At 54.8% G+C, this 19,001-nt stretch carries 20 protein-coding genes; 9 read left to right on the forward strand and 11 right to left on the reverse strand.

The annotated features are described in order from the left end of the window. Window positions 1-297: 297 nt before the first annotated feature. From paoA to ACFQO0_RS14500, 5 genes are read left to right on the forward strand one after another with little or no spacing between them, the layout of a single operon-like run. Window positions 298-945, forward strand: a complete 648-nt coding sequence (gene paoA / locus ACFQO0_RS14480) for an aldehyde dehydrogenase iron-sulfur subunit PaoA (RefSeq protein ID WP_382235824.1) — start codon at window positions 298-300, stop codon at window positions 943-945. Further along, window positions 942-1,895 (forward strand): FAD binding domain-containing protein, encoded by a 954-nt coding sequence (locus ACFQO0_RS14485; protein ID WP_382235826.1) that lies wholly within the window; start codon window positions 942-944, stop codon window positions 1,893-1,895. The genes paoA and ACFQO0_RS14485 overlap by 4 nt, the downstream gene beginning before the upstream one ends. 4 nt (window positions 1,896-1,899) lie before the next feature. Beyond that, window positions 1,900-4,101 (forward strand): aldehyde oxidoreductase molybdenum-binding subunit PaoC, encoded by a 2,202-nt coding sequence (paoC, locus tag ACFQO0_RS14490; RefSeq protein WP_382235828.1) that lies wholly within the window; start codon window positions 1,900-1,902, stop codon window positions 4,099-4,101. A 4-nt stretch (window positions 4,102-4,105) separates the two neighbouring features. Further along, window positions 4,106-4,666 (forward strand): nucleotidyltransferase family protein, encoded by a 561-nt coding sequence (locus ACFQO0_RS14495; protein ID WP_382235830.1) that lies wholly within the window; start codon window positions 4,106-4,108, stop codon window positions 4,664-4,666. Between the two features lie 9 nt (window positions 4,667-4,675). Then, window positions 4,676-5,683 (forward strand): XdhC family protein, encoded by a 1,008-nt coding sequence (locus ACFQO0_RS14500; RefSeq protein ID WP_382235832.1) that lies wholly within the window; start codon window positions 4,676-4,678, stop codon window positions 5,681-5,683. A gap of 25 nt (window positions 5,684-5,708) precedes the next feature. Here the strand turns inward: ACFQO0_RS14500 and ACFQO0_RS14505 are convergent, their stop codons facing one another. Together ACFQO0_RS14505 and ACFQO0_RS14510 are read right to left on the reverse strand one after the other, a co-directional pair. After that, the gene (locus ACFQO0_RS14505) at window positions 5,709-6,152 is read right to left on the reverse strand and encodes a universal stress protein (RefSeq protein WP_382235968.1); all 444 of its coding nucleotides are present in this window, start codon (window positions 6,150-6,152) and stop codon (window positions 5,709-5,711) included. A 120-nt stretch (window positions 6,153-6,272) separates the two neighbouring features. Further along, window positions 6,273-6,599, reverse strand: a complete 327-nt coding sequence (locus ACFQO0_RS14510; protein ID WP_382235834.1) for a YegP family protein — start codon at window positions 6,597-6,599, stop codon at window positions 6,273-6,275. Window positions 6,600-6,879: 280 nt separating this feature from the next. On the opposite strand from ACFQO0_RS14510, the gene ACFQO0_RS14515 reads away from it, so the two are divergent. Together ACFQO0_RS14515 and ACFQO0_RS14520 are read left to right on the forward strand one after the other, a co-directional pair. Then, a complete protein-coding gene (locus ACFQO0_RS14515) occupies window positions 6,880-7,230 on the forward strand; it encodes a DUF3147 family protein (RefSeq protein WP_382235836.1) in 351 nt (116 codons plus the stop codon). A 298-nt stretch (window positions 7,231-7,528) separates the two neighbouring features. Beyond that, on the forward strand, window positions 7,529-8,059 hold the full coding sequence (locus ACFQO0_RS14520) for a superoxide dismutase family protein (RefSeq protein ID WP_382235837.1): 531 nt from the start codon (window positions 7,529-7,531) through the stop codon (window positions 8,057-8,059). A 148-nt stretch (window positions 8,060-8,207) separates the two neighbouring features. Here ACFQO0_RS14520 and ACFQO0_RS14525 read toward each other — a convergent pair whose 3' ends face one another. The 7 genes from ACFQO0_RS14525 to ACFQO0_RS14555 all read right to left on the reverse strand — a co-directional run bounded on the left by ACFQO0_RS14525 (window position 8,208) and on the right by ACFQO0_RS14555 (window position 14,969). Beyond that, a complete protein-coding gene (locus ACFQO0_RS14525; RefSeq protein WP_382235839.1) occupies window positions 8,208-8,555 on the reverse strand; it encodes a copper-binding protein in 348 nt (115 codons plus the stop codon). Window positions 8,556-8,609: 54 nt separating this feature from the next. Further along, the gene (locus tag ACFQO0_RS14530; protein ID WP_382235841.1) at window positions 8,610-9,104 is read right to left on the reverse strand and encodes a cupredoxin domain-containing protein; all 495 of its coding nucleotides are present in this window, start codon (window positions 9,102-9,104) and stop codon (window positions 8,610-8,612) included. Between the two features lie 15 nt (window positions 9,105-9,119). Further along, complete coding sequence (locus ACFQO0_RS14535) at window positions 9,120-10,397, reverse strand: multicopper oxidase family protein (protein ID WP_382235971.1); 1,278 nt, start codon at window positions 10,395-10,397, stop codon at window positions 9,120-9,122. A gap of 26 nt (window positions 10,398-10,423) precedes the next feature. Then, window positions 10,424-11,848: a TolC family protein gene (locus ACFQO0_RS14540; protein ID WP_382235843.1), complete on the reverse strand. Its 1,425-nt coding sequence runs from the start codon at window positions 11,846-11,848 to the stop codon at window positions 10,424-10,426. A gap of 116 nt (window positions 11,849-11,964) precedes the next feature. Continuing rightward, window positions 11,965-12,405 carry a hypothetical protein gene (locus ACFQO0_RS14545; protein WP_382235845.1) on the reverse strand — a complete coding sequence of 147 codons (441 nt, stop codon included), beginning with the start codon at window positions 12,403-12,405 and terminating at the stop codon, window positions 11,965-11,967. Between the two features lie 83 nt (window positions 12,406-12,488). Then, a complete protein-coding gene (locus tag ACFQO0_RS14550; RefSeq protein ID WP_382235847.1) occupies window positions 12,489-13,166 on the reverse strand; it encodes an alpha/beta hydrolase in 678 nt (225 codons plus the stop codon). A 216-nt stretch (window positions 13,167-13,382) separates the two neighbouring features. Next, entirely contained in the window at window positions 13,383-14,969 is a 1,587-nt protein-coding gene (locus ACFQO0_RS14555) for an OpgD/OpgG family glucan biosynthesis protein (RefSeq protein WP_382235849.1), read from the reverse strand. Window positions 14,970-15,352: 383 nt separating this feature from the next. Here ACFQO0_RS14555 and ACFQO0_RS14560 point away from each other — a divergent pair, with 383 nt between their 5' ends. Together ACFQO0_RS14560 and ACFQO0_RS14565 are read left to right on the forward strand one after the other, a co-directional pair. Then, entirely contained in the window at window positions 15,353-15,598 is a 246-nt protein-coding gene (locus ACFQO0_RS14560) for a hypothetical protein (RefSeq protein ID WP_382235852.1), read from the forward strand. Window positions 15,599-15,903: 305 nt separating this feature from the next. Beyond that, window positions 15,904-16,728: a D-alanyl-D-alanine carboxypeptidase family protein gene (locus ACFQO0_RS14565; RefSeq protein ID WP_382235855.1), complete on the forward strand. Its 825-nt coding sequence runs from the start codon at window positions 15,904-15,906 to the stop codon at window positions 16,726-16,728. Between the two features lie 88 nt (window positions 16,729-16,816). On the opposite strand, the gene ACFQO0_RS14570 is transcribed toward ACFQO0_RS14565, so the two are convergent. Next, complete coding sequence (locus ACFQO0_RS14570) at window positions 16,817-17,149, reverse strand: DUF6587 family protein (RefSeq protein ID WP_382235858.1); 333 nt, start codon at window positions 17,147-17,149, stop codon at window positions 16,817-16,819. Further along, on the reverse strand, window positions 17,146-18,990 hold the full coding sequence (feoB, locus tag ACFQO0_RS14575; protein WP_382235861.1) for a ferrous iron transport protein B: 1,845 nt from the start codon (window positions 18,988-18,990) through the stop codon (window positions 17,146-17,148). Before feoB ends, ACFQO0_RS14570 begins: the two co-directional genes overlap by 4 nt. Window positions 18,991-19,001 lie beyond the last annotated feature (11 nt).

Below are 19,001 nucleotides of genomic sequence, written 5' to 3' on the forward strand. Positions count from 1 at the left end.
ATCTCGATCATGATTCCAAACAAAGCTTGCAAAAGAACATGCCGACTCCACGAATCTGATCAGTAGCGAAGCGATGTGTTGGAGCAATGGTGCAAAGTGTTACGTGCCGAAGAAGATAAAGCTTCAACGATTCTCGTACTTGCAGGGAATTAATTGGCCGCCAGCAGGTCTTTCTCAAGTCGAGTATCGTACTAGGGTCATTTCCCATACGGCACATGCTCTTGCAGTCATGCGGTCATGCGCCAGACAGCAATCTCTATCAGCCAGTCTCCATTAGCCAAATAGGATGCGAACACCATGGATCAATTCAGCGATATCAAAATAACCCGGCGCAATCTGCTGATTGCAGGCGCGGTGTCCACCACCGCCATGGCAGTGCCGTCCGTTGCGGGAGCTCAAACTTCTATGCAAACTACGCCTAGCCAATCCCCCATTACGTCCAAAGTATCGTTCCGCGTGAATGGCGAAGTCCGCCAGCTCGAGCTCGATACGCGCACCACACTACTCGATGCATTGCGCGAACACCTGCACATGACGGGCACCAAGAAAGGGTGCGATCACGGTCAGTGCGGAGCGTGCACCGTCATCGTCGATGGACGGCGCATCAATTCCTGCCTCAGCCTCGCCGTCATGCATGAAGGCGCGAACATCACCACGATCGAAGGCCTGGGCAACAAGGACAAGCTGCATCCGATGCAGGCGGCCTTTGTCAAACACGATGGTTATCAGTGCGGCTACTGCACGCCGGGCCAAATCTGCTCTGCAGTTGCGGTACTCGAGGAAATCAAACAAGGTATTCCTAGCCATGTCAGCGCCGATTTGAACGCCAGCCCCAAAGTCAGCGCCGAAGAAATCCGCGAACGCATGAGCGGCAACATCTGCCGCTGCGGCGCGTATTCCAACATTATCGACGCGATCACCGAAGTCGCAGGGAGGCCAGCATGAAGGTCTTTAGCTATCAGCGCGCACAGTCGCCGGCTGAAGCAGCGGCCGCTGCATTACGCACACCGGGCGCCAGATTTATTGCGGGCGGGACCAACCTGCTCGACCTGATGAAGCTCGAGATCGAGACTCCGGCGCATCTGATAGACGTCAACGGTCTGGCGCTAGACAAAATCGAGCCCATGGCTGATGGCGGACTGCGGATCGGCGCACTGGTACGCAACACCGACCTGGCAGCCGATGCGCGCGTGCGCCGCGACTATGGCGTGCTGTCGCGGGCCTTGCTGGCAGGCGCATCCGCACAGCTACGCAACAAGGCTACGACTGCGGGAAATCTGCTGCAGCGTACCCGCTGCCCCTATTTTTACGACACCAATCTGCCCTGCAACAAGCGCGTCCCTGGCAGCGGCTGCTCAGCGATAGGCGGATTCAGCCGCCAGCTTGCCGTGGTCGGCGTCAGTGGTGCATGCATTGCGACTCATCCCAGCGATATGGCGGTGGCCATGCGCGTGCTGGATGCGCAAGTAGAGACCGTGCGACCCGACGGCTCGATGCGGACGATTCCGATTGCCGATTTCCATACACTGCCGGGCAACACGCCTCATATCGAACACACATTGCAGCCCGGCGAACTGATCACCAGCGTGAACCTACCCAGGCCTGTCGGCGGCAAGCAGATATATCGCAAGGTGCGGGATCGATCGTCATATGCGTTTGCATTGATTTCTGTCGCCGCAATCGTTCAGCCCGACGGCACTGGCCGCGTGGCCTTGGGTGGCGTCGCGCACAAACCATGGCGGGTGGAAGCGGCAGAGAAGAAATTGCCGAATGGCGCCAAGGCCGTGGCAGATCTACTGCTGGCCGGCGCGAAAACGACACATGAAAACGCGTTCAAGATCCCTTTGGTGCACCGTACGCTCGCCGCCGTGTTGGCCGAAGCGAAGAAAGGTTGATGTCATGAAATTTACAACGCCTGCCACCACTAATCCCATCGATCAACTCAAGGTCATAGGCCGTCCGGTGGATCGGATTGACGGCCCACTGAAAACCAGCGGCGCTGCGCCTTATGCGTATGAGCAGCATGCGGCGGCACCGAACGCTGCTTATGGTTATGTGATCGGATCGGCGATCGCCAAAGGGCGTATCACCTCCATCAATCTGAACGAAGCCAGGCAAGCACCAGGCGTGATTGCGATTGTCACTGCCGAGACTGCGGGCACGCTAGCCAAAGGGCGATTCAATACTGCCAAGTTGCTCGGCGGGCCGGACATCCAGCATTACCATCAGGCGATTGCCATCGTGGTGGCAGAGACGTTTGAACAGGCGCGCTCCGCCGCCAACCTGGTGCGGGTTAAATACGCTCCTGCGAAAGGTGCATACGATCTGGCCAAGGCAAAGGATTCGGCAGCCAAGCCTAAAAAAGAAGAAGAGCCAGATACCAAGACTGGCGATTTTGCCGGCGCGTTCGCGACTGCCCCCGTACGGCTTGATGCCCACTACACCACACCCGACCAATCGCACGCGATGATGGAGCCGCATGCGTCGATTGCATCGTGGCAAGGCGACAAGCTGACGGTATGGACCTCGAATCAAATGATCGATTGGGGACGCGGCGATCTGGCGAAGACGCTCGGTGTGCCGAAGGAAAATGTAAGGCTGATTTCACCCTATATCGGCGGCGGCTTTGGCGGCAAATTATTTGTTCGTTCCGAAGCCCTGATGGCCGCTCTCGGTGCGCAGGCTGCGAATCGGCCGGTGAAAGTCGCCCTCACCCGCCCGTTCATGTTCAATAACACCACGCACAGGCCGGCCACCATTCAGCGCATCCGTATCGGCGCCACTCGTGATGGCAAGATCACGGCGATTGGACACGAATCGTGGTCTGGGGATCTGCCAGGCGGCAAACCGGAAACCGCAGTGCAGCAGACACGCCTGCTCTATGCCGGCGCGAATCGCATGACTTCGTTGCGACTGGCTGTACTCGATCTGCCCGAAGGAAATGCAATGCGCGCACCGGGTGAAGCTCCGGGCCTGATGGCGCTGGAAATCGCAATGGACGAGATGGCAGAAAAACTCAAGATCGATCCGGTGACTTTCCGCATCCTCAACGACACCAAGGTCGATCCGGAAAAACCGGACCGCCGCTTTTCCCAGCGTCGTCTGATTGAATGTCTGCGTACGGGTGCAGATCGCTTTGGCTGGAATGCACGCAATGCCGAGCCTGGCAAAACCCGCGATGGCCAATGGCTGATCGGCATGGGCGTGGCGGCAGCATTCCGCAACAATCTGGTGATGAAATCGGCCGCGCGCGTTCGGCTCGATCGCAACGGCGTAGTGACCGTCGAAACCGATATGACCGATATCGGCACCGGCAGTTACACCATCATTGCGCAGACCGCAGCCGAGATGATGGGCGTGCCGCTTGATAAAGTGGTCGTGCATCTGGGCGACTCGACCTTTCCTGTCTCTGCCGGTTCGGGTGGTCAATGGGGCGGCAATAGCTCCACCGCCGGGGTGTATGCCGCCTGCGTGAAGTTGCGCGAAATGATTGCGAAAAAATTAGGATTCAATCCGGCCGACACTGCGTTTGCCGATGGCATGGTACGCGCAAGCGGACGTTCCGTGCCGCTGGGCCAGGTCGCAGAAGGCGGAGAAATCGTTGCTGAGGATTTCATGGAGTATGGCGACCTCGACAAGAAATATCAGCAATCGACTTTTGGCGCGCATTTTGTTGAAGTCGGTGTCGACATCGCGACCGGTGAAACGCGCGTGCGGCGCATGCTGGCGGTGTGCGCAGCCGGACGCATACTCAATCCAAAATCGGCGCGCAGCCAGGTGATCGGCGCCATGACGATGGGCGTCGGTGCCGCGTTGATGGAAGAACTGGTAGTCGATACGCGATCGGGCTTCTTCGTCAATCATGATCTGGCCGGGTATGAAGTTCCGGTGCACGCCGATATCCCGCATCAGGATGTCATCTTCCTAGATGAAACCGATCCGATGTCATCGCCGATGAAGGCTAAAGGCGTAGGCGAACTCGGCATCTGCGGGGTCGGAGCGGCAATTGCCAATGCGGTATACAACGCGACCGGCGTACGGGTGCGCGACTACCCTGTGACGCTGGACAAGCTGATCGACAAGATGCCTGCTTACCTCTAAAACCATGCCCAGCCAACCCATCGTCATCGTACTCGCCGCCGGCAAAGGGCAACGTTACCTCGCATCGGGCGGGACGACGCACAAGCTTGCCGCATCCTTGGCAGGCTCAACCGTGTTGGCACACGTGGTCAGTGCAGTTGAGGCATCCGGCTTGCAGGTCCACATTGTGAAGAGCGCGGCTGGCGACGGCATCGCCGACTCGATCGCCGCCGGCGTGTGTGCCACAGCAGATGCGGCGGGATGGTTAATCCTGCCCGGCGACCTGCCATTGATACAACCGGAAAGCTTGCGACAGGTAGCCGATGCCTTGGCGCGTCACACGGTAGTGGTACCGCATTACCGCGGCCAGCAAGGCCACCCGGTCGGATTCGGCAAGGCATGCTTCGACGCGCTATCCCGCCTGTCCGGTGACGTCGGTGCGAAGTCGGTGATTCAAAAGTATCGTTTAACTGATGAAGTATTCGATTTATCCATCGACGATCAGGGCCTGGTCACCGATGTGGATACGGTCGAGGACTTGTCACGAGCCGAGGACTTATTCGTGCGCGCCATCAATCAAGCCTGAGATAAATAAATGGAAAGCATAGACCTCACCGTATTGCGTAACCTGCGTGACTGGCGCGTCGCGGGCCATCGCGCACTGTTGGCAACCGTCGTCAAAACCTGGGGCTCCTCGCCGCGGCCGATAGGCGCAATGATGGCCTTGCGCGCGGATGGCCATGCCGTCGGTTCGGTCTCGGGCGGCTGCATAGAAGACGATCTGATACAGCGTTATGCAAACGCCGACAGCGCATTGAATAGCGTGTCGGCATTTACAGAAGTGGTTCGCTATGGCGTCAGCGCAGACGAAGCGCATCGGTTCGGCCTCCCCTGTGGTGGTACTTTGGAATTGTTACTGGAGTTCAATCCGCAGCATGAAGCGCTGGACACCCTGGTGCACAAACTCGAGTCCGGCATGCTGATGCGACGTACGGTGTCTTGCGCCAACGGGCAAGTCGTTCTGAAATCCAGCGACGCTAGCGAACCCTTGCACTTTGACGGCAAGCAGCTGGCCTGCACGCTCGGGCCGGAATATCGGATGTTGCTGATAGGCGCAGGGATACTGGCCGAATATCTGTCTACGATGGCGGTCTTTAACGGGTTCGCCGTGACGGTTTGCGACCCGCGCGTGGAATATCTCAACGCCTGGTCGGTAGCCGGCGTGAAGACTGTGACGGAAATGCCGGACGATGCCGTGGTCACGTTCAGGCCGGATCGACGCAGCTGCATTGTGGCGCTGAGTCACGACCCGAAACTGGATGATCTGGCGTTGCTGGAAGCACTACATAGCTCCGCGTTTTATATCGGCGCAATCGGATCGCTGCGCAATAGTGCAAGCAGGCGCGACCGCATGATTACCCACTTTGGCGAAACCCACGCATCGCTGGAACGCCTGCATAGTCCGGTCGGCGTATATATAGGTAGCAAAACGCCGGCTGAAATTGCGGTGAGCGTGATGGCGGAAATCATTGCTGTCAAAAATGGACTTGCTCCATCTTCGACAACCAGAACGGCATCCTGCGATGCTATCCAGCCTGCCTAGGATTCTGTTTGGAGTGCTGATACCCTTACTTGAGAATCACCACGGGCACGGTGCTATGGATCAAGACTTTTTGCGCAACGCTTCCCAGCAAAAGCCTGTCTATGCCCTTGAGTCCATGCGAACCCATGAAAATCGAGTCACACCCATAGCGCGTGGCTGCATCAATGATTTCTTCGTAGGGAGTGTTTCCGCGCTCGATATGTACTTCACAACGGACATTCGCTGCCGCGGCGAGATCGGCGATTTTTTTGGCATTTTCCCGCGCTATTTCTCCCGCCTTACCCTCCGTTGCATAAGGGAAATAAGGATGTACTTCTTCAACTGCCAAACCGATGATCTTGCTATGGTTGTCCTTTGCAAATTCAATCGTTGAGCGTATCGCTTTGTCCGAAGCATCGGAACCGTCAGTTGCCAGCAAAATTGTTTTAAACATCATGATCCTTTGAAGAGTTTTGCCTGCCCTGAGCATCAGGTACAAGGCCTTGAAAATCCAGTTTTAAAGCTTGGTATCCACATAGACACTGTGACTAAACAGCGCTTGCCGTTAACTATTTCAAACACCCTTCTATCTCGTTCTTATCCATCGTTTTCATCTACCTTTCTTGCTACTGTCTTCAAACAAACCCGGCCCTGCATCGTCAAGCCTGATCGTCAGAGGCTGGCTACTTATCGTATTGATCAAACCTACCGTATCGATATCGGCACCCCCAGTGCTCAATGGAGCATCGACCACCGGTGTCATGAAATTTGTAGAGCGTGCTATCTCTAGCGAACGTTCTCGTTCATCCTGATTGTGATAACCCTCGGCGCTAGCAAACACAATCTTTCCATTGGCCCAAAAACGCCAACGGTATTTTCCTTGCGATGCAGCCAAAGGATCATCCAGCGCAGTTTGCTCGTATCTTTCGAAGTACATGGGACCTTCCTTTCGCAAGCAGACTTGAATTGTCGGTTGCCATGTTGCGTGCTCTACAAAAAAGGGAAACGCATTCAATATAGGCGAGGGTTAACATATAACAAGTGTTGAAAGACGATCCATTGCGCTGGATCAAGAAATAATTGATTACCAAGCCGTCAGCTATAAACAGGAAGACAGCTCAGCAGCTGCACAATGCGACATCTTGATTCACATTGATCACGCTGGATCAACGGAAGTGCAATACTCGAATGCATCGATATCGATATAGGGAAGAGCAATGAGCTGGATTATTACCAAGTACTTGATAACTGCAGGTGTGGTCGTTCTTATTTCGGAGTTAGCCAAACGCAGCGACAAACTGGGTGGTCTGATCGCTGCCTTACCGATGATTACGATCTTGACCTTGATCTGGCTTTATCTTGAGAAGCAACCAGAAAGCAAACTGGCGAATCATGCCTGGTACACGTTCTGGTATGTGATTCCCACCTTGCCTATGTTTCTTGTTTTTCCTACCTTGTTGCCGCGCATCGGTTTTTGGCCAACGCTATTGGTATCCGCTGTCATTACGATTGCCTGCTTCGCCCTGTTCGCTTTTGTTTTGCGTCGCTTCGGCATCGACCTGCTGTAATCAATAAACAGATGGCAGAGACTCGAACTACACTCAATAAACATTGTCTGATAAGCACTGGTTTGTTTTTGCAGGACTTGAACCATTTTTGAGAAAGCAGCATTAAGCGATTGTTTTTATTACGAAATTCTATCTATCTCTATCGTTCGCCCGAGCTTGAGTAAAAAATATACAAAGAATGTGTGTTGTAAAGTGCAGTAGCAGCAAGTCAGAAGAAGCATGCAACTCTTTCAACCATACCGGCAGATAGTGTTACCGGGGTTGATAGAACCAATCATTCAACCAGGAGCATCCAGACATGAAGATCATTCCCGTTGTGACAGTCTTAAGCGCCGTTGTTGTCGTGACGGCCTGTGCCGGTTTTTCAAAATCACCGACCACTGCCGAAGCCATCATGAAGCCGACACAGGGCAACACAACCAGTGGCATCGTGAGTTTTACGCAGCAGGACGACAAGGTATTAGTCAATGCGCGGATACAAGGTTTGTCGCCAGGCCTGCACGGCTTTCACATTCATGAAAAAGGCGATTGCAGTGCCCCGGATGCGACCAGTGCAGGAGGTCATTTCAATCCCTCAGGTACAAAACACGGCTCGCCTACCACTGCCGAGCATCATGGCGGGGACTTTGGCAACCTGACGGCCGACGCAACGGGCACAGCAACGCTGGCGATCGCCGTACCGGCCAGCCAAATTTCACTTTCGGCAAGCGGTGCCAATAGCATCATCGGCAAGGGCTTGATCGTGCATGCAGATCCTGACGATTACATCACGCAGCCCACCGGCAATTCCGGCAAGCGCCTGGCTTGCGGTGTGATCGGTTTGAAATAGGCCAACCCTAACCTGGGCGAAATAGCGTAGCCGGTTGTAAAGCGAAATTTTGCTCACGGCCTGAAGAAGCCCCGTGGCGGCATATGCGGCCACGGGGCTTCTTCTTTTTATCTGTTTTTTGGAACAAGTCGGCCATACGTACGCATGTTCAATCCGCTATGTGAAGCTCCTTCACCACGAATACCCCATCAACCTTGTCCGCGACAAATTTAATCTTGTCGCCTTCCCTGATTTGATCCAGCATCGCCGGATCTTGCACGCGAAAGATCATCGTCATGCCCGGCATATCGAGATTATCCAGTGGCCCGTGCTTGATGGTTACCTTGCCACCTTCCTTGTTAATCCGTCTGACTTCACCGTCGCTAAGCGTCGCTGCGGGCTTGGCGGCATCGGTGATTTGCATGGGATTGCTTGCGCTAGCGTAGGCGGCATGACTTGCGATAGTTGCTGAACCCGCCAGGAAGACGGCAAGGATGGTTTTAGTTAGAAATTTCATGATTTATCCTTTTGAAACATACTTGATTTGAGAATGGTGGGCACAAAGACCTGATTAGTTTTTCGCAGTCACAGTAATCGTGCCTACCATGCCAGCTTCGAAATGACCTGCGATCAAGCAAGCGAAATAAAACTCGCCCGCCTTGTTGAAGGTCCAGATAATTTCCTGCGACTGGCCAGGCTTGACATGCGCCATATAGGGAGTTCCATGCTCCATCGTCGGGAATTTTTTCATCAGCGCTGAATGCTGCTGCAATTCCGGCATGCTGCCGATAACCGCTTCGTGCATGATTTTTCCCTTGTTCGCAATGACCAGGCGTATGGTTTCTCCCTGCTTGACCTTGATCAAGCCAGGCGTAAACCGCATGCTGTCATCCATGGCTATCCGTATGGTCCTGCTGGCTGTTGTCGCGTCACCGGCGATGCGGAATGCCATCTGTTCGCTTGCCGCCGCATCGAATCTGTCTTTTGCAGGGGGTTCATCCCCATGCGCAAACGCCACGCACGATGCAAGCAACAGCGGCATTACGACGAGATTAAATTTTTTCATTTCCGCTCCTGTTCTTTATTTCAGTTCGTAGGCGACGCTACCTTTGGGATGCTTGTACCAGCCAGGGTCCTTGTAGTCGCCCGGCTTCTGGTCCTTGCGTATCTTGACGGTCGTGAACATGCCGCCCATCTCGATCGGGCCAAACGGCCCGTTTCCGCTCATCATCGGCAGCGTGTTGTCGGGCAGCGGCATTTCCATAGACCCCATGTCGGCCATGCCTTTGTCGCCCATCACCATGTAGTCGGGAATGATGCGGATGATTTTTTCGGCGATCTTGCTTTGATCCACGCCTATCATCGTCGGCACGCCATGCCCCATCGCATTCATCGTGTGATGTCCTTTGTGGCAATGGAAAGCCCAGTCGCCCGCATCGGTGGCGTCGAACTCGATCGCGCGCATTTGCCCGACGGCGACGTCGGTTGTCACTTCCGGCCAGCGTGCGGATTTGGGCACCCAGCCGCCATCGGTACCCGTCACCTCGAATTCATGACCGTGAATATGGATGGGGTGATTGGTCATGCTCAGGTTGCCGAAGCGTATCCGCACGCGATCGCCCTGCCTGCATACCAGCGGATCGATACCGGGAAATACCCTGCTATTCCAGGTCCAAAGATTGAAGTCCAGCATCGTATTCACCTTGGGCGTGCTGCTGCCGGGTTCGATGTCGTAGGAGTTCAGCAGGAACACAAAATCGCGATCGACCTTGTGCTGCTCGGGATTCTTCGGATGCGTAACCCAGAATCCCATCATGCCCATCGCCATCTGCGTGACTTCATCCGCATGCGGGTGATACATGAAGGTGCCGGGACGCTTCGCTTCAAATTCATATACATAGGTTTTGCCGACCGGGATTTGCGGCTGCGTCACACCGCCCACGCCATCCATCCCATTCGGCAGACGCTGGCCATGCCAGTGTATGGTCGTGTGTTCAGGCAGTTTGTTGGTCACGAATACCCGTACCTTGTCGCCTTCGACCACCTCTATCGTGGGGCCGGGGCTGGAGCCGTTGTAACCCCACAGAGTCGCTTTCATGCCGGGCGCGAGTTCGCGAATCACGGGTTCGGCAATCAGATGGAATTCCTTCCAGCCATTCTTCATGCGCCATGGTGCGCTCCGGCCGTTGAGTGTGACCACCGGATTGAACGGACGGCCATTCGCTGGTGCGGTGGGCGGCAAGGTGCGCGCATGCTGAACGATCTGCGCTTCCGGAATCGAAGCAGCACCCGCCTTGCTGACCAAGCCTGCCCCTACTAGCGTTGTTGCCGTTGCGAGAAAACTTCTGCGAGAAATCATGTCGATACTCATTTTTGTATTCCTTCTCAGTGTTCTTCTGCTGTCGATGACGCGGATACGGTATTGGTAAACGCGGCAGATGCTTGCGCGGTGCCGCTGCCGTTGATAGCCAACTGCAGATCGGTCTCTGCCAGCCAGTAATCGCGTTGTGCTGTTATTGCGGCATTGACTGCGTTGATCTGTACGCGTGCATCAGCCAGCAGGTCGAATACGCTGGCCAGCATGCCGTTGTAGCGCAGCAGCATTTCTTCCGAAATCTGCTTGCGCAGCGGGACCACTTCATCGCGGTAATGCAGGGAAAGATCATAGGCTGTGCGATAAGCGGCGTAGCGTTCGCGCACCTCAGATTGCGCACGCACGGCGGTCTCGGCAGTGCGATGCAGCGCCTGCATATAGAGTGCTTCTGCCCTGCCCGTTTTAGCCGAGCCCCAGTCAAAGATCGGTAGCTCCAGACTGATCTCATAGCCATTGCTGCGCGGACTGCCGTTTTCGCTTTTATTGATGTAACCGGCGTCGAGCATGTTGATGAAGCGCGTGGCCCTGGTCAAGCCGAGCGCACTGGCGGTGGCTTCGGCATCACGTTTGGCCATTTGTACATCCAGCCTTTGTTGCATTGCTTGCGCTTCCAGCTTGCCCAGTTCCGTGGGCATAGTGGGCAAGTCCGGCAAGGTCGCAGGCAAGACGAGCGCTTGATCCGTTCGCAGCAAGCCCAGCATGCGCGTCAAATGTTCGCGCGTACCGAGCGCATATTGCCGACTGCGTGCATGCTGCGCGAGCGTATCCGCATAAGCCATTTGCTCACGCGCCGCATCCAGCTTGTTCCAGTTACCGACTTTCAGCATGCCTTGTGCAAGTTCGGCCCCGGCTTCGGCCGCCTCTTTTGCCTGCGCCATGAAGAGCATGCTCTGTTGTGCGGCGACGGCATTGAAATATGCACGGCGCGTTTCGCCAGCCACATTGACGGCATCGCTTGCGGCCTGCAGTTTTGCCTGCTCGAAGCGACCGCTCTCTATCTTGCTGCGCATCGGTATAGTCAACAAACCGACCAGGTCGAACATCACGCTGCGATCAATCTCGACCGTACCGCCGCCGCTCAGGCGCCCGAATGAAAACCCGGGATTGCGCATGCGACCGGCCTGTACCAGATCGGCTTCGGCAATCCCCAGTTCGGCCAGCTTTGCTTGCAGACCCGGGTTATTGATCAAGGCAATCTGTACCGCGCTGTCTGCGCTAAGCGGTTGCGCCAGTAGGTCGCGTACCGTTTTATCCAGACTGCTGCGCTCGCTATCGCTACGTACGTGTTGTGGAATCTGGCCGGTGCGCTCGCGGGTCAGTGTGGCAACATCGGCCATGCCGCCATCTGTGGAAAAGCTGGCGCAACCAGACAGCAAGGCAAGCGTGGCCAACGCTATGGCGGCCGACCGAAATGGCGAATGTAATAGAATTTTCATGAAATTCTCGTTTAATAAATGATGGGAATCGGCGCACGGCATGCGTGCGCGCATCAATCGCGGCTTGAACCGCAGCTTGAACAGTGATGCCGTTCAAGCAGATTGATTACCGGGATTTAAACGAGAGAAGGCTTGGGCGGGCGTTTTATCCCGTCAGGGATAAAACCGAAAAACAGGGAGGATGGTGAAGAAACAACGGGTGTTGAAACAAGAGGGAAAACCGGCAATTCCGGCAGCCCGGGCAACATCGCGACACCGATGCAGCATACTGCACACGCACTGCACTTAGCGTTGGCGTGCGCATGGGTCTGATCGTTCTGTTGATGCGCCGCGGTAACGACCTCGTCAAGCTGCACGGTCACTTGATGATGTGTATGTTCGACGCTATCAGCACTCATGTGATGATGTGAATGTGTCGAATTTTCTACCGCCCCTGCCGCCACAATCACATGCTGCATCTGCGGCACACAAGACGATTGCGTGACTGCAGCAAAACCCTGCACGGGCAAAGCCAGCGCAAGCAGCCACAACATCGCAGTCTTGAAAAGTCGATTCATCGTCAAAGTGTAGCACGGCGTGTATGCCGTCTTGTTGGGCTGAATCAGCCGCAGTGATAGGCCATCGCGGCGAGCTTTCTGTATTACTTCAGGAAAAACTGTACTGCCAATTCGACGATGGGCGGCTGTATCGAGTGATTGCCTTCGAACTCCAGATACGTCACGTCGTAGCCTGCCGCCTTCAATTTCTCGGCATGCGGGCGGCCGCTGGTCTCAATCGGCAATTGCTCATCCGACAAGCCATGCGCGATGAATATCTTGGGCGCACCTTCCTGCATGAAGACTGACATGAAGCCGCCGGAAAACACGATCACGTGGGTAATCAGATCGCCATTGGTGATGCCATTCGACAAGGAATAACTTCCACCATCCGAAAACCCGGCAAAGCCAAAATGATCGGGATCGATAAAGTAATGTGCCGACACTTCAGTCAAGGCCTGATTCAGCCTTTGCAGATCGGGACCGTTGCCGCCTATGACGATATCCCAGGTCGGATAAATCGATTGCGGCACCAGCAACAGAAACTGATTGCGCTCTGCATGCTGCTCAAGGAAGGGCATTACTTTTTCTGCGCTGCCGCCACCGCCATGGAACAAGACCAGCAAAGGCACGGCAACTTCTTCTTCAAGCCCGGTGGGAACATACAGAATGGCATCGCGTTCTTCGGCTATGCCGAGAGAATGGCGACCAGGCTGCAACGGTGGTTTGGTAGGAGCTGTCGGCGCAAAGGAAAGCCGGCCCATCAGAGAAGGATCAATCATGCCGCCATCTTACCTTTTTCATCCAAAATTGAAAACGACCGGAGATGCACGACGGCCAGATTTCGGCCACGTTTTGGCTGCGAGCCAGAAAATCCCGCGCTGGAATAAAGCTTGCCAATGGCATGAATCCAATCGTGCCCAGCCTGCAACATTCAAATAAATATTGCAGCACCTGCCCCGCTCAGCAACACAGGGCGAGGCAGGCGCATCGCCGTTTTACTGAAAACTGCGTTTGACTGGTGGCGTCCATTGATACAACCAGGTTTCCGACAAGGTTTGTCCATCTGCGGTCAGATACAGGCGCAAATCGATGGGCCCCTGAATGTCGTCACTAATCTTCAAGTCGAACATGCCGCGATAGCCTTTGATATCGTCCAGCGGCCGCGCCGACACGACTTCCACCGATCCCTTGCTGGCCGTCACCATCGCTTCGACCTTGGTATCGCGTCCTAGTAATGCCAGATCGCCCCCGCTGAAATCGACCGCAAAGCGCCACGAAAAATACGTGCGCTGCTTGCCCACCACGCCGCCTATTCCGGTGCGGGTCGCTACCACGGTGGCTGCTTGCGGGCTGACCGGCATCTTGGCGCCCCAGTGCAGCTTGTAGCCGAACAACAACTCCTGCCCGGGTTGCGGTATCGCTTCCGGATTCCAGAAGGCAACGATGTTATCGAAGGTTTCATCGACGGTAGGAATCTCTACCAATTGAACCGAGCCTTTACCCCAACCCGACTTGGGCTCTACCCACAGGCTGGGTCGGCGATCATAGAACACGCCATCATCCTGATAGTGATCGAAGTTGCGATCGCGCTGCATCAAGCCAAAGCCGCGCGGGCTTTGATCGGCGTAAGCATTGAAACGCAGATTTTCAGGATTGACCAAAGGTCGCCATATCCATTCACCGTTGCCCGACCACATCGACAAACCATCGGAATCATGTATCTCGGTGCGCCAATCATTACTGATGCGCCTGTCGTTTTCCGCCGTCAGGAACATGCTGGTCAACGGTGCGATACCCATGCGTTCGATCGCCTTGCGCGGATAAAGCGCTACGTCAATATCCATCAACATAGTCGCGCCCGGCATGATTTCGAAGCGATAGGCGCCTGCGACGCTAGGCGAATCCAGCAAGGCATACACCACCAGCTTGCTCGACTGCTTGGCTGGACGCTCCAGCCAGAATTCGGTAAAACGCGGAAATTCTTCCGGTCGCGCCATGCCGCAATCGATCGCCAGACCGCGCGCCGACAAACCGTATTGCCAATCACCGCCGACTGCGCGGAAATAGCTCGCGCCCAGAAACGCGGCAATATCGCGCACCAGATCAGTATGAAAATTGACGCGAAAACCGGCAAAGCCCAGATCCTTCGGCAAGTCAGCGCCCTTCAAGCCGCTTTTGCCGTAATTGAACATCTCCGGATCGTAGGCCAGCTCGCGCGCCTTGCCATCTTCCAGCTCATGTATCTTCACGGACTGTGTCGCGTACATGCCGAGGTGGAAAAACTTGGTTTGAAAACGCAGCTTATCCTTGCCCCACAAGGCGTGATCATCGCGGTATCCTATCGACTGGTATTGATCCCAATCAAGCGCCTTGACCTTGGCAGGCACTTTGTCGACAGTCTGCTGATATGGCTTGCCAGCCATGTCGCGTGCACGTCCTTTCAGGAAGGCGTAATCGAAGAGCTCCGACTTTCCTAAGGTTTTAAGTTTGGCGGGAGCATTGCCGGCAGCGTACAAAGACGGGGCAGAAAAACCAGCCAGCGCGAGCGCGGCGGATGCTTTGAGTAGGTCACGACGTTGCATCAGACTCCTTTATTGATTTGTTGAATGTTGGCAATGAATCACAACACGGTTGGGCATAGACAAGCGGATAACGTTCAATATTCGTGCCATGGTTTATGCATCAAATCTGCGCAGAAAACATGGAAACATCATTCTCCGTCGCCATGTTGCCCCACAAAATATCTTTATAAATCACTTTAATAATTTACATTTAATATCAATAAATCATAAGTTTGAAGTAATTATTTAAAGCATTTTATTATGATCGAATAAGGAGAAACAGCAATGGACCGCCATGATGATTTCATCCCGGCAAGAAATTTAAACTGCTCGCGTAGAAGACAATTTATGCCATGTTCGTTATCATTTCAGCTTCAGCCACTGAATGAAAAAAGGAAGCTTCAATGAGCGACACGAACACCAACGCAGCACCCGTAGAAACCGTTACAAAAAGTGAAGTTGCTTCATTCTGCCGTCACCTTGGCCGCAGCCTGAAGGGCATCACGACCAACGATACCGCCCTCGCCGTCCATCTGATGCGCGAATCCGAATACCTCGAACGCAATAAATTTACTGCTGCTTCTGAAATGTTCGCCGCAGTTGCACGCACACTCGACCCTAACCTGCCGGTCAATCCTGAAGCTTCCTGAGCGTAAATGGGCGACGCAAGATCATATGCGTCGCCCACATCATCCCACCTCGAAACCAGCCAGCTTTTACGTGTCGTAGATAGCACTTACGCGGCTCGCATCAATATTTCAATCAGGATTTCAACGCGCTGCTATCCGGACCATGTCTGCCTCTTGCCTGACGCTGTATATATTTTTTCAGTGCAAACGGCTTGATTAATTGGTATCGGTTACAAAAAATATCGACGCGGCGGTGCGATAACCACATACATCTTCTGCAAACGACGCTATCATCGCAGCCGGATGCAATCATTCTTCGAGCCAATATGATCAGGTCTTTTCTCTTTGCCGCACTCTTTACCCTAACTGCATCAGCCTCGGCAATGTCCCTGGGTTCCAAGCATGCCATCGTGATTGATGAAGCTACCGGCAAGGTGCTCTTCGAGAAAAACGCCAGCGATATCGTGCCGATCGCCTCGCTCACCAAGCTGATGACAGCCATGGTCGTGCTTGATGCCCGTCAGGATATGCATGAACATATCGTGATCACAGACGAAGATGTTGACGTACTCAAATTCAGCTCGTCGCGGGTGCCAGTTGGTGCCGTCCTGACGCGCCTCAACTTGCTCGAACTTGCATTAATGTCGTCGGACAATCGCGCTGCCCATGCTTTGGCGCGCACCTATCCCGGTGGCATTGAATATTTCAAAGTAGCGGCGCGCAACAAGGCACATGCACTTTCGCTGCGACGCACCAATATCGAAGAGCCTACCGGCCTGTCGCCATTCAATACCTCGACTGCAAGCGATCTGGCCAAACTGGCGATGGCAGCGTCCCGCTATCCGGAAATCGAAAGAATCACGACCGTATCTGGCGACATGATTGAGGTTGGCGGTTCAGCACGTCACTATCACAACACCAACAAGCTGGTCGGCGACAAGAACTGGACGATCTCGCTTTCCAAAACCGGTTATACGCAAGAAGCCGGACGCTGCATCATCATGCGCGTGCGTACCGCCGGTCGCGACGCAATCATGGTGCTGCTGAATGCGCGTGCCAGTGCAAATCGCACAGCCGATGCCATCAGCCTGCATCGCTTCCTGATGACGGAACGCCAACAGCCAGTCATGGCTGGCTTGAACATCAAATAAAACGTTGAGCTGTATGTGACGCGACATCCTATCCGGTCCAGGATAGTGATCGCTGCTTGACGATGAACCTGCCTTTAAGTCGAATGACTCAAATGTGGCGTTGAAACTCCAGCGGCCTGGTTTCGACTGCAGCCTCCGGCTTATTTCCGGATATATCCTGCGAGTCGCTTGCCGGATTCGACGCACAGTTGGAACAACTGCTGCAACCACTACCGCAACCTCCACCCGACGTCTCATCAGGCATCATGAAGCTTCCCAGCTTGCGTAGTGGCAGTGAATGCGACGGCTGGTTCAGCATGCTTGCCAAAGCCAACTGTCTGCCCCGCACCCACTTCGGCATCAACTTGCGCAATACGTACAAAGCACTCATCAGCACAACGATGCTGATAATCGCATTTTGTACAAATCCATACATGCTCATGTGAGTGCCTTCGCAATTTGATAGGTCAAAAACGCCGCCAGATAAGCCAGGCCAAACAGATAGCCGGCGGACACGGCAACCACGCGCCAAGAATTCGTTTCGCGCCGTATCACGGCCAGCGTCGACAGGCATTGCGGTGCAAATACATACCATGCCAGCAAAGCCAGCGCAGTCGCCAGCGACCATTGTGCCGCAATCACCGGACCGAGCTGGGCGGCCACTGCATCTTCACTGCCAGACATCGCATATACAGTGCCCAGCGCAGCAACGGCAACTTCGCGCGCAGCCAGGCCCGGTATCAAGGCAATACAGATTTGCCAGTTGAAGCCGATAGGTGCAAACACCGGTTCGATAAACCGCCCCAGCATACCGGCCAGACTGTAATCAATCGGCGGCATGGTTGCGCCGTCAGGTGGCGATGGAAAAGTCGACAAGAACCACAGCAGTACAGTCAGCGACAGGATGATGGTGGTGACACGGCGCAAAAAAATATAGGCGCGCTCCCACAAGCCGATCGCAATATTACGAGGGCTGGGCAAGCGATAGGATGGCAGCTCCATCAGTAATGCATGCTCGCTTTTATCCTTGCGCAGACGCTTGATAAACCATGCAACCGCCAGCGCGCTGGTCACGCCCGACAAATACAAAACAAACAAGACGATGCCTTGCAGATTAAAGAAATTCCATACCGTCGTGTTCGGTATGAAGGCGGCGATCAGCAATGTATAAACTGGCAGGCGTGCTGAACAGGTCATCAGCGGTGCCACCAGTATTGTGGTCAGGCGATCGCGCGGGTCTTGAATACTGCGGGTCGCCATGACGCCGGGAATCGCGCAGGCAAAACTGGAAAGCAATGGAATGAAGGAACGCCCTGTCAGTCCGGCCTTGAACATCATGCGGTCCAGCAGGAAGGCGGCACGCGGCAAATAGCCGGATTCTTCCAGCACCAGAATGAACAGGAAGAGAATCAGGATTTGCGGCAGGAAAACCAGTACTGCGCCCAAACCGGCAAACAGGCCATCGACGATCAAGCTACGCAACAAACCATCCGGCAAAGTGGAAGCGAACCATTCGCCAGTGAAAGTCACACCTTGCGTGATACCGTCCATCAAAGGCTCGGCCCACGAGAACACCGCCTGAAAGATAAAAAACATCACTGCCGCCAGAATCATCAGGCCGAATACCGGGTGCAAGGCCCAGCGATCAATCGCGTCATCCACCACTGCAGTGGCGCGCGGCATTGTCACCGCGGCAGCCAGTATCTTGCGCACATGCGTATGCAGATCGTCGTCACTCTCGAAGGCGACTGGCTCCGGCGCACCCACTTGCATCTGATCGATGTGCGCCACCAGATTTTTGGTGCCGCCATGCTGAATCGCGACGGTCTCGATGACGTCCATACCCAGTTGCCGCTGCAACTCTTCGCGGTCTATCGTGATGCCACGCTTGCGCGCCGCATCCATCATGTTCAACGCCAGCACCATCGGACGCCCAAGTCGTTTGACTTCCAGCACAAACCGCAGGTGCAAACGCAGATTGGTCGCGTCGGCCACGCAGACGATCAAATCCGGCAACTCCTCACCTGGGAAATGGCCAAGACAAATATCGCGCGTGACGACTTCATCCGGGCTGGTTGCGGCAAGACTGTAAGCGCCAGGCAAATCCAGCAATTTGAAGGCACGGCCAGACGGCGCAGTAAAGCGCCCTTCCTTGCGTTCAACCGTTACACCAGCGTAATTGGCCACCTTCTGCCGACTACCCGTCAGTTGATTAAACAAGGCGGTCTTGCCACAGTTGGGATTGCCGACAAGTGCAATGCGCGAAATACCTGAAATAGCCATATGTCTAAAAA

The organism is Herminiimonas aquatilis (assembly GCF_042665175.1).
Taxonomy (GTDB): domain Bacteria; phylum Pseudomonadota; class Gammaproteobacteria; order Burkholderiales; family Burkholderiaceae_D; genus Oxalicibacterium; species Oxalicibacterium aquatilis.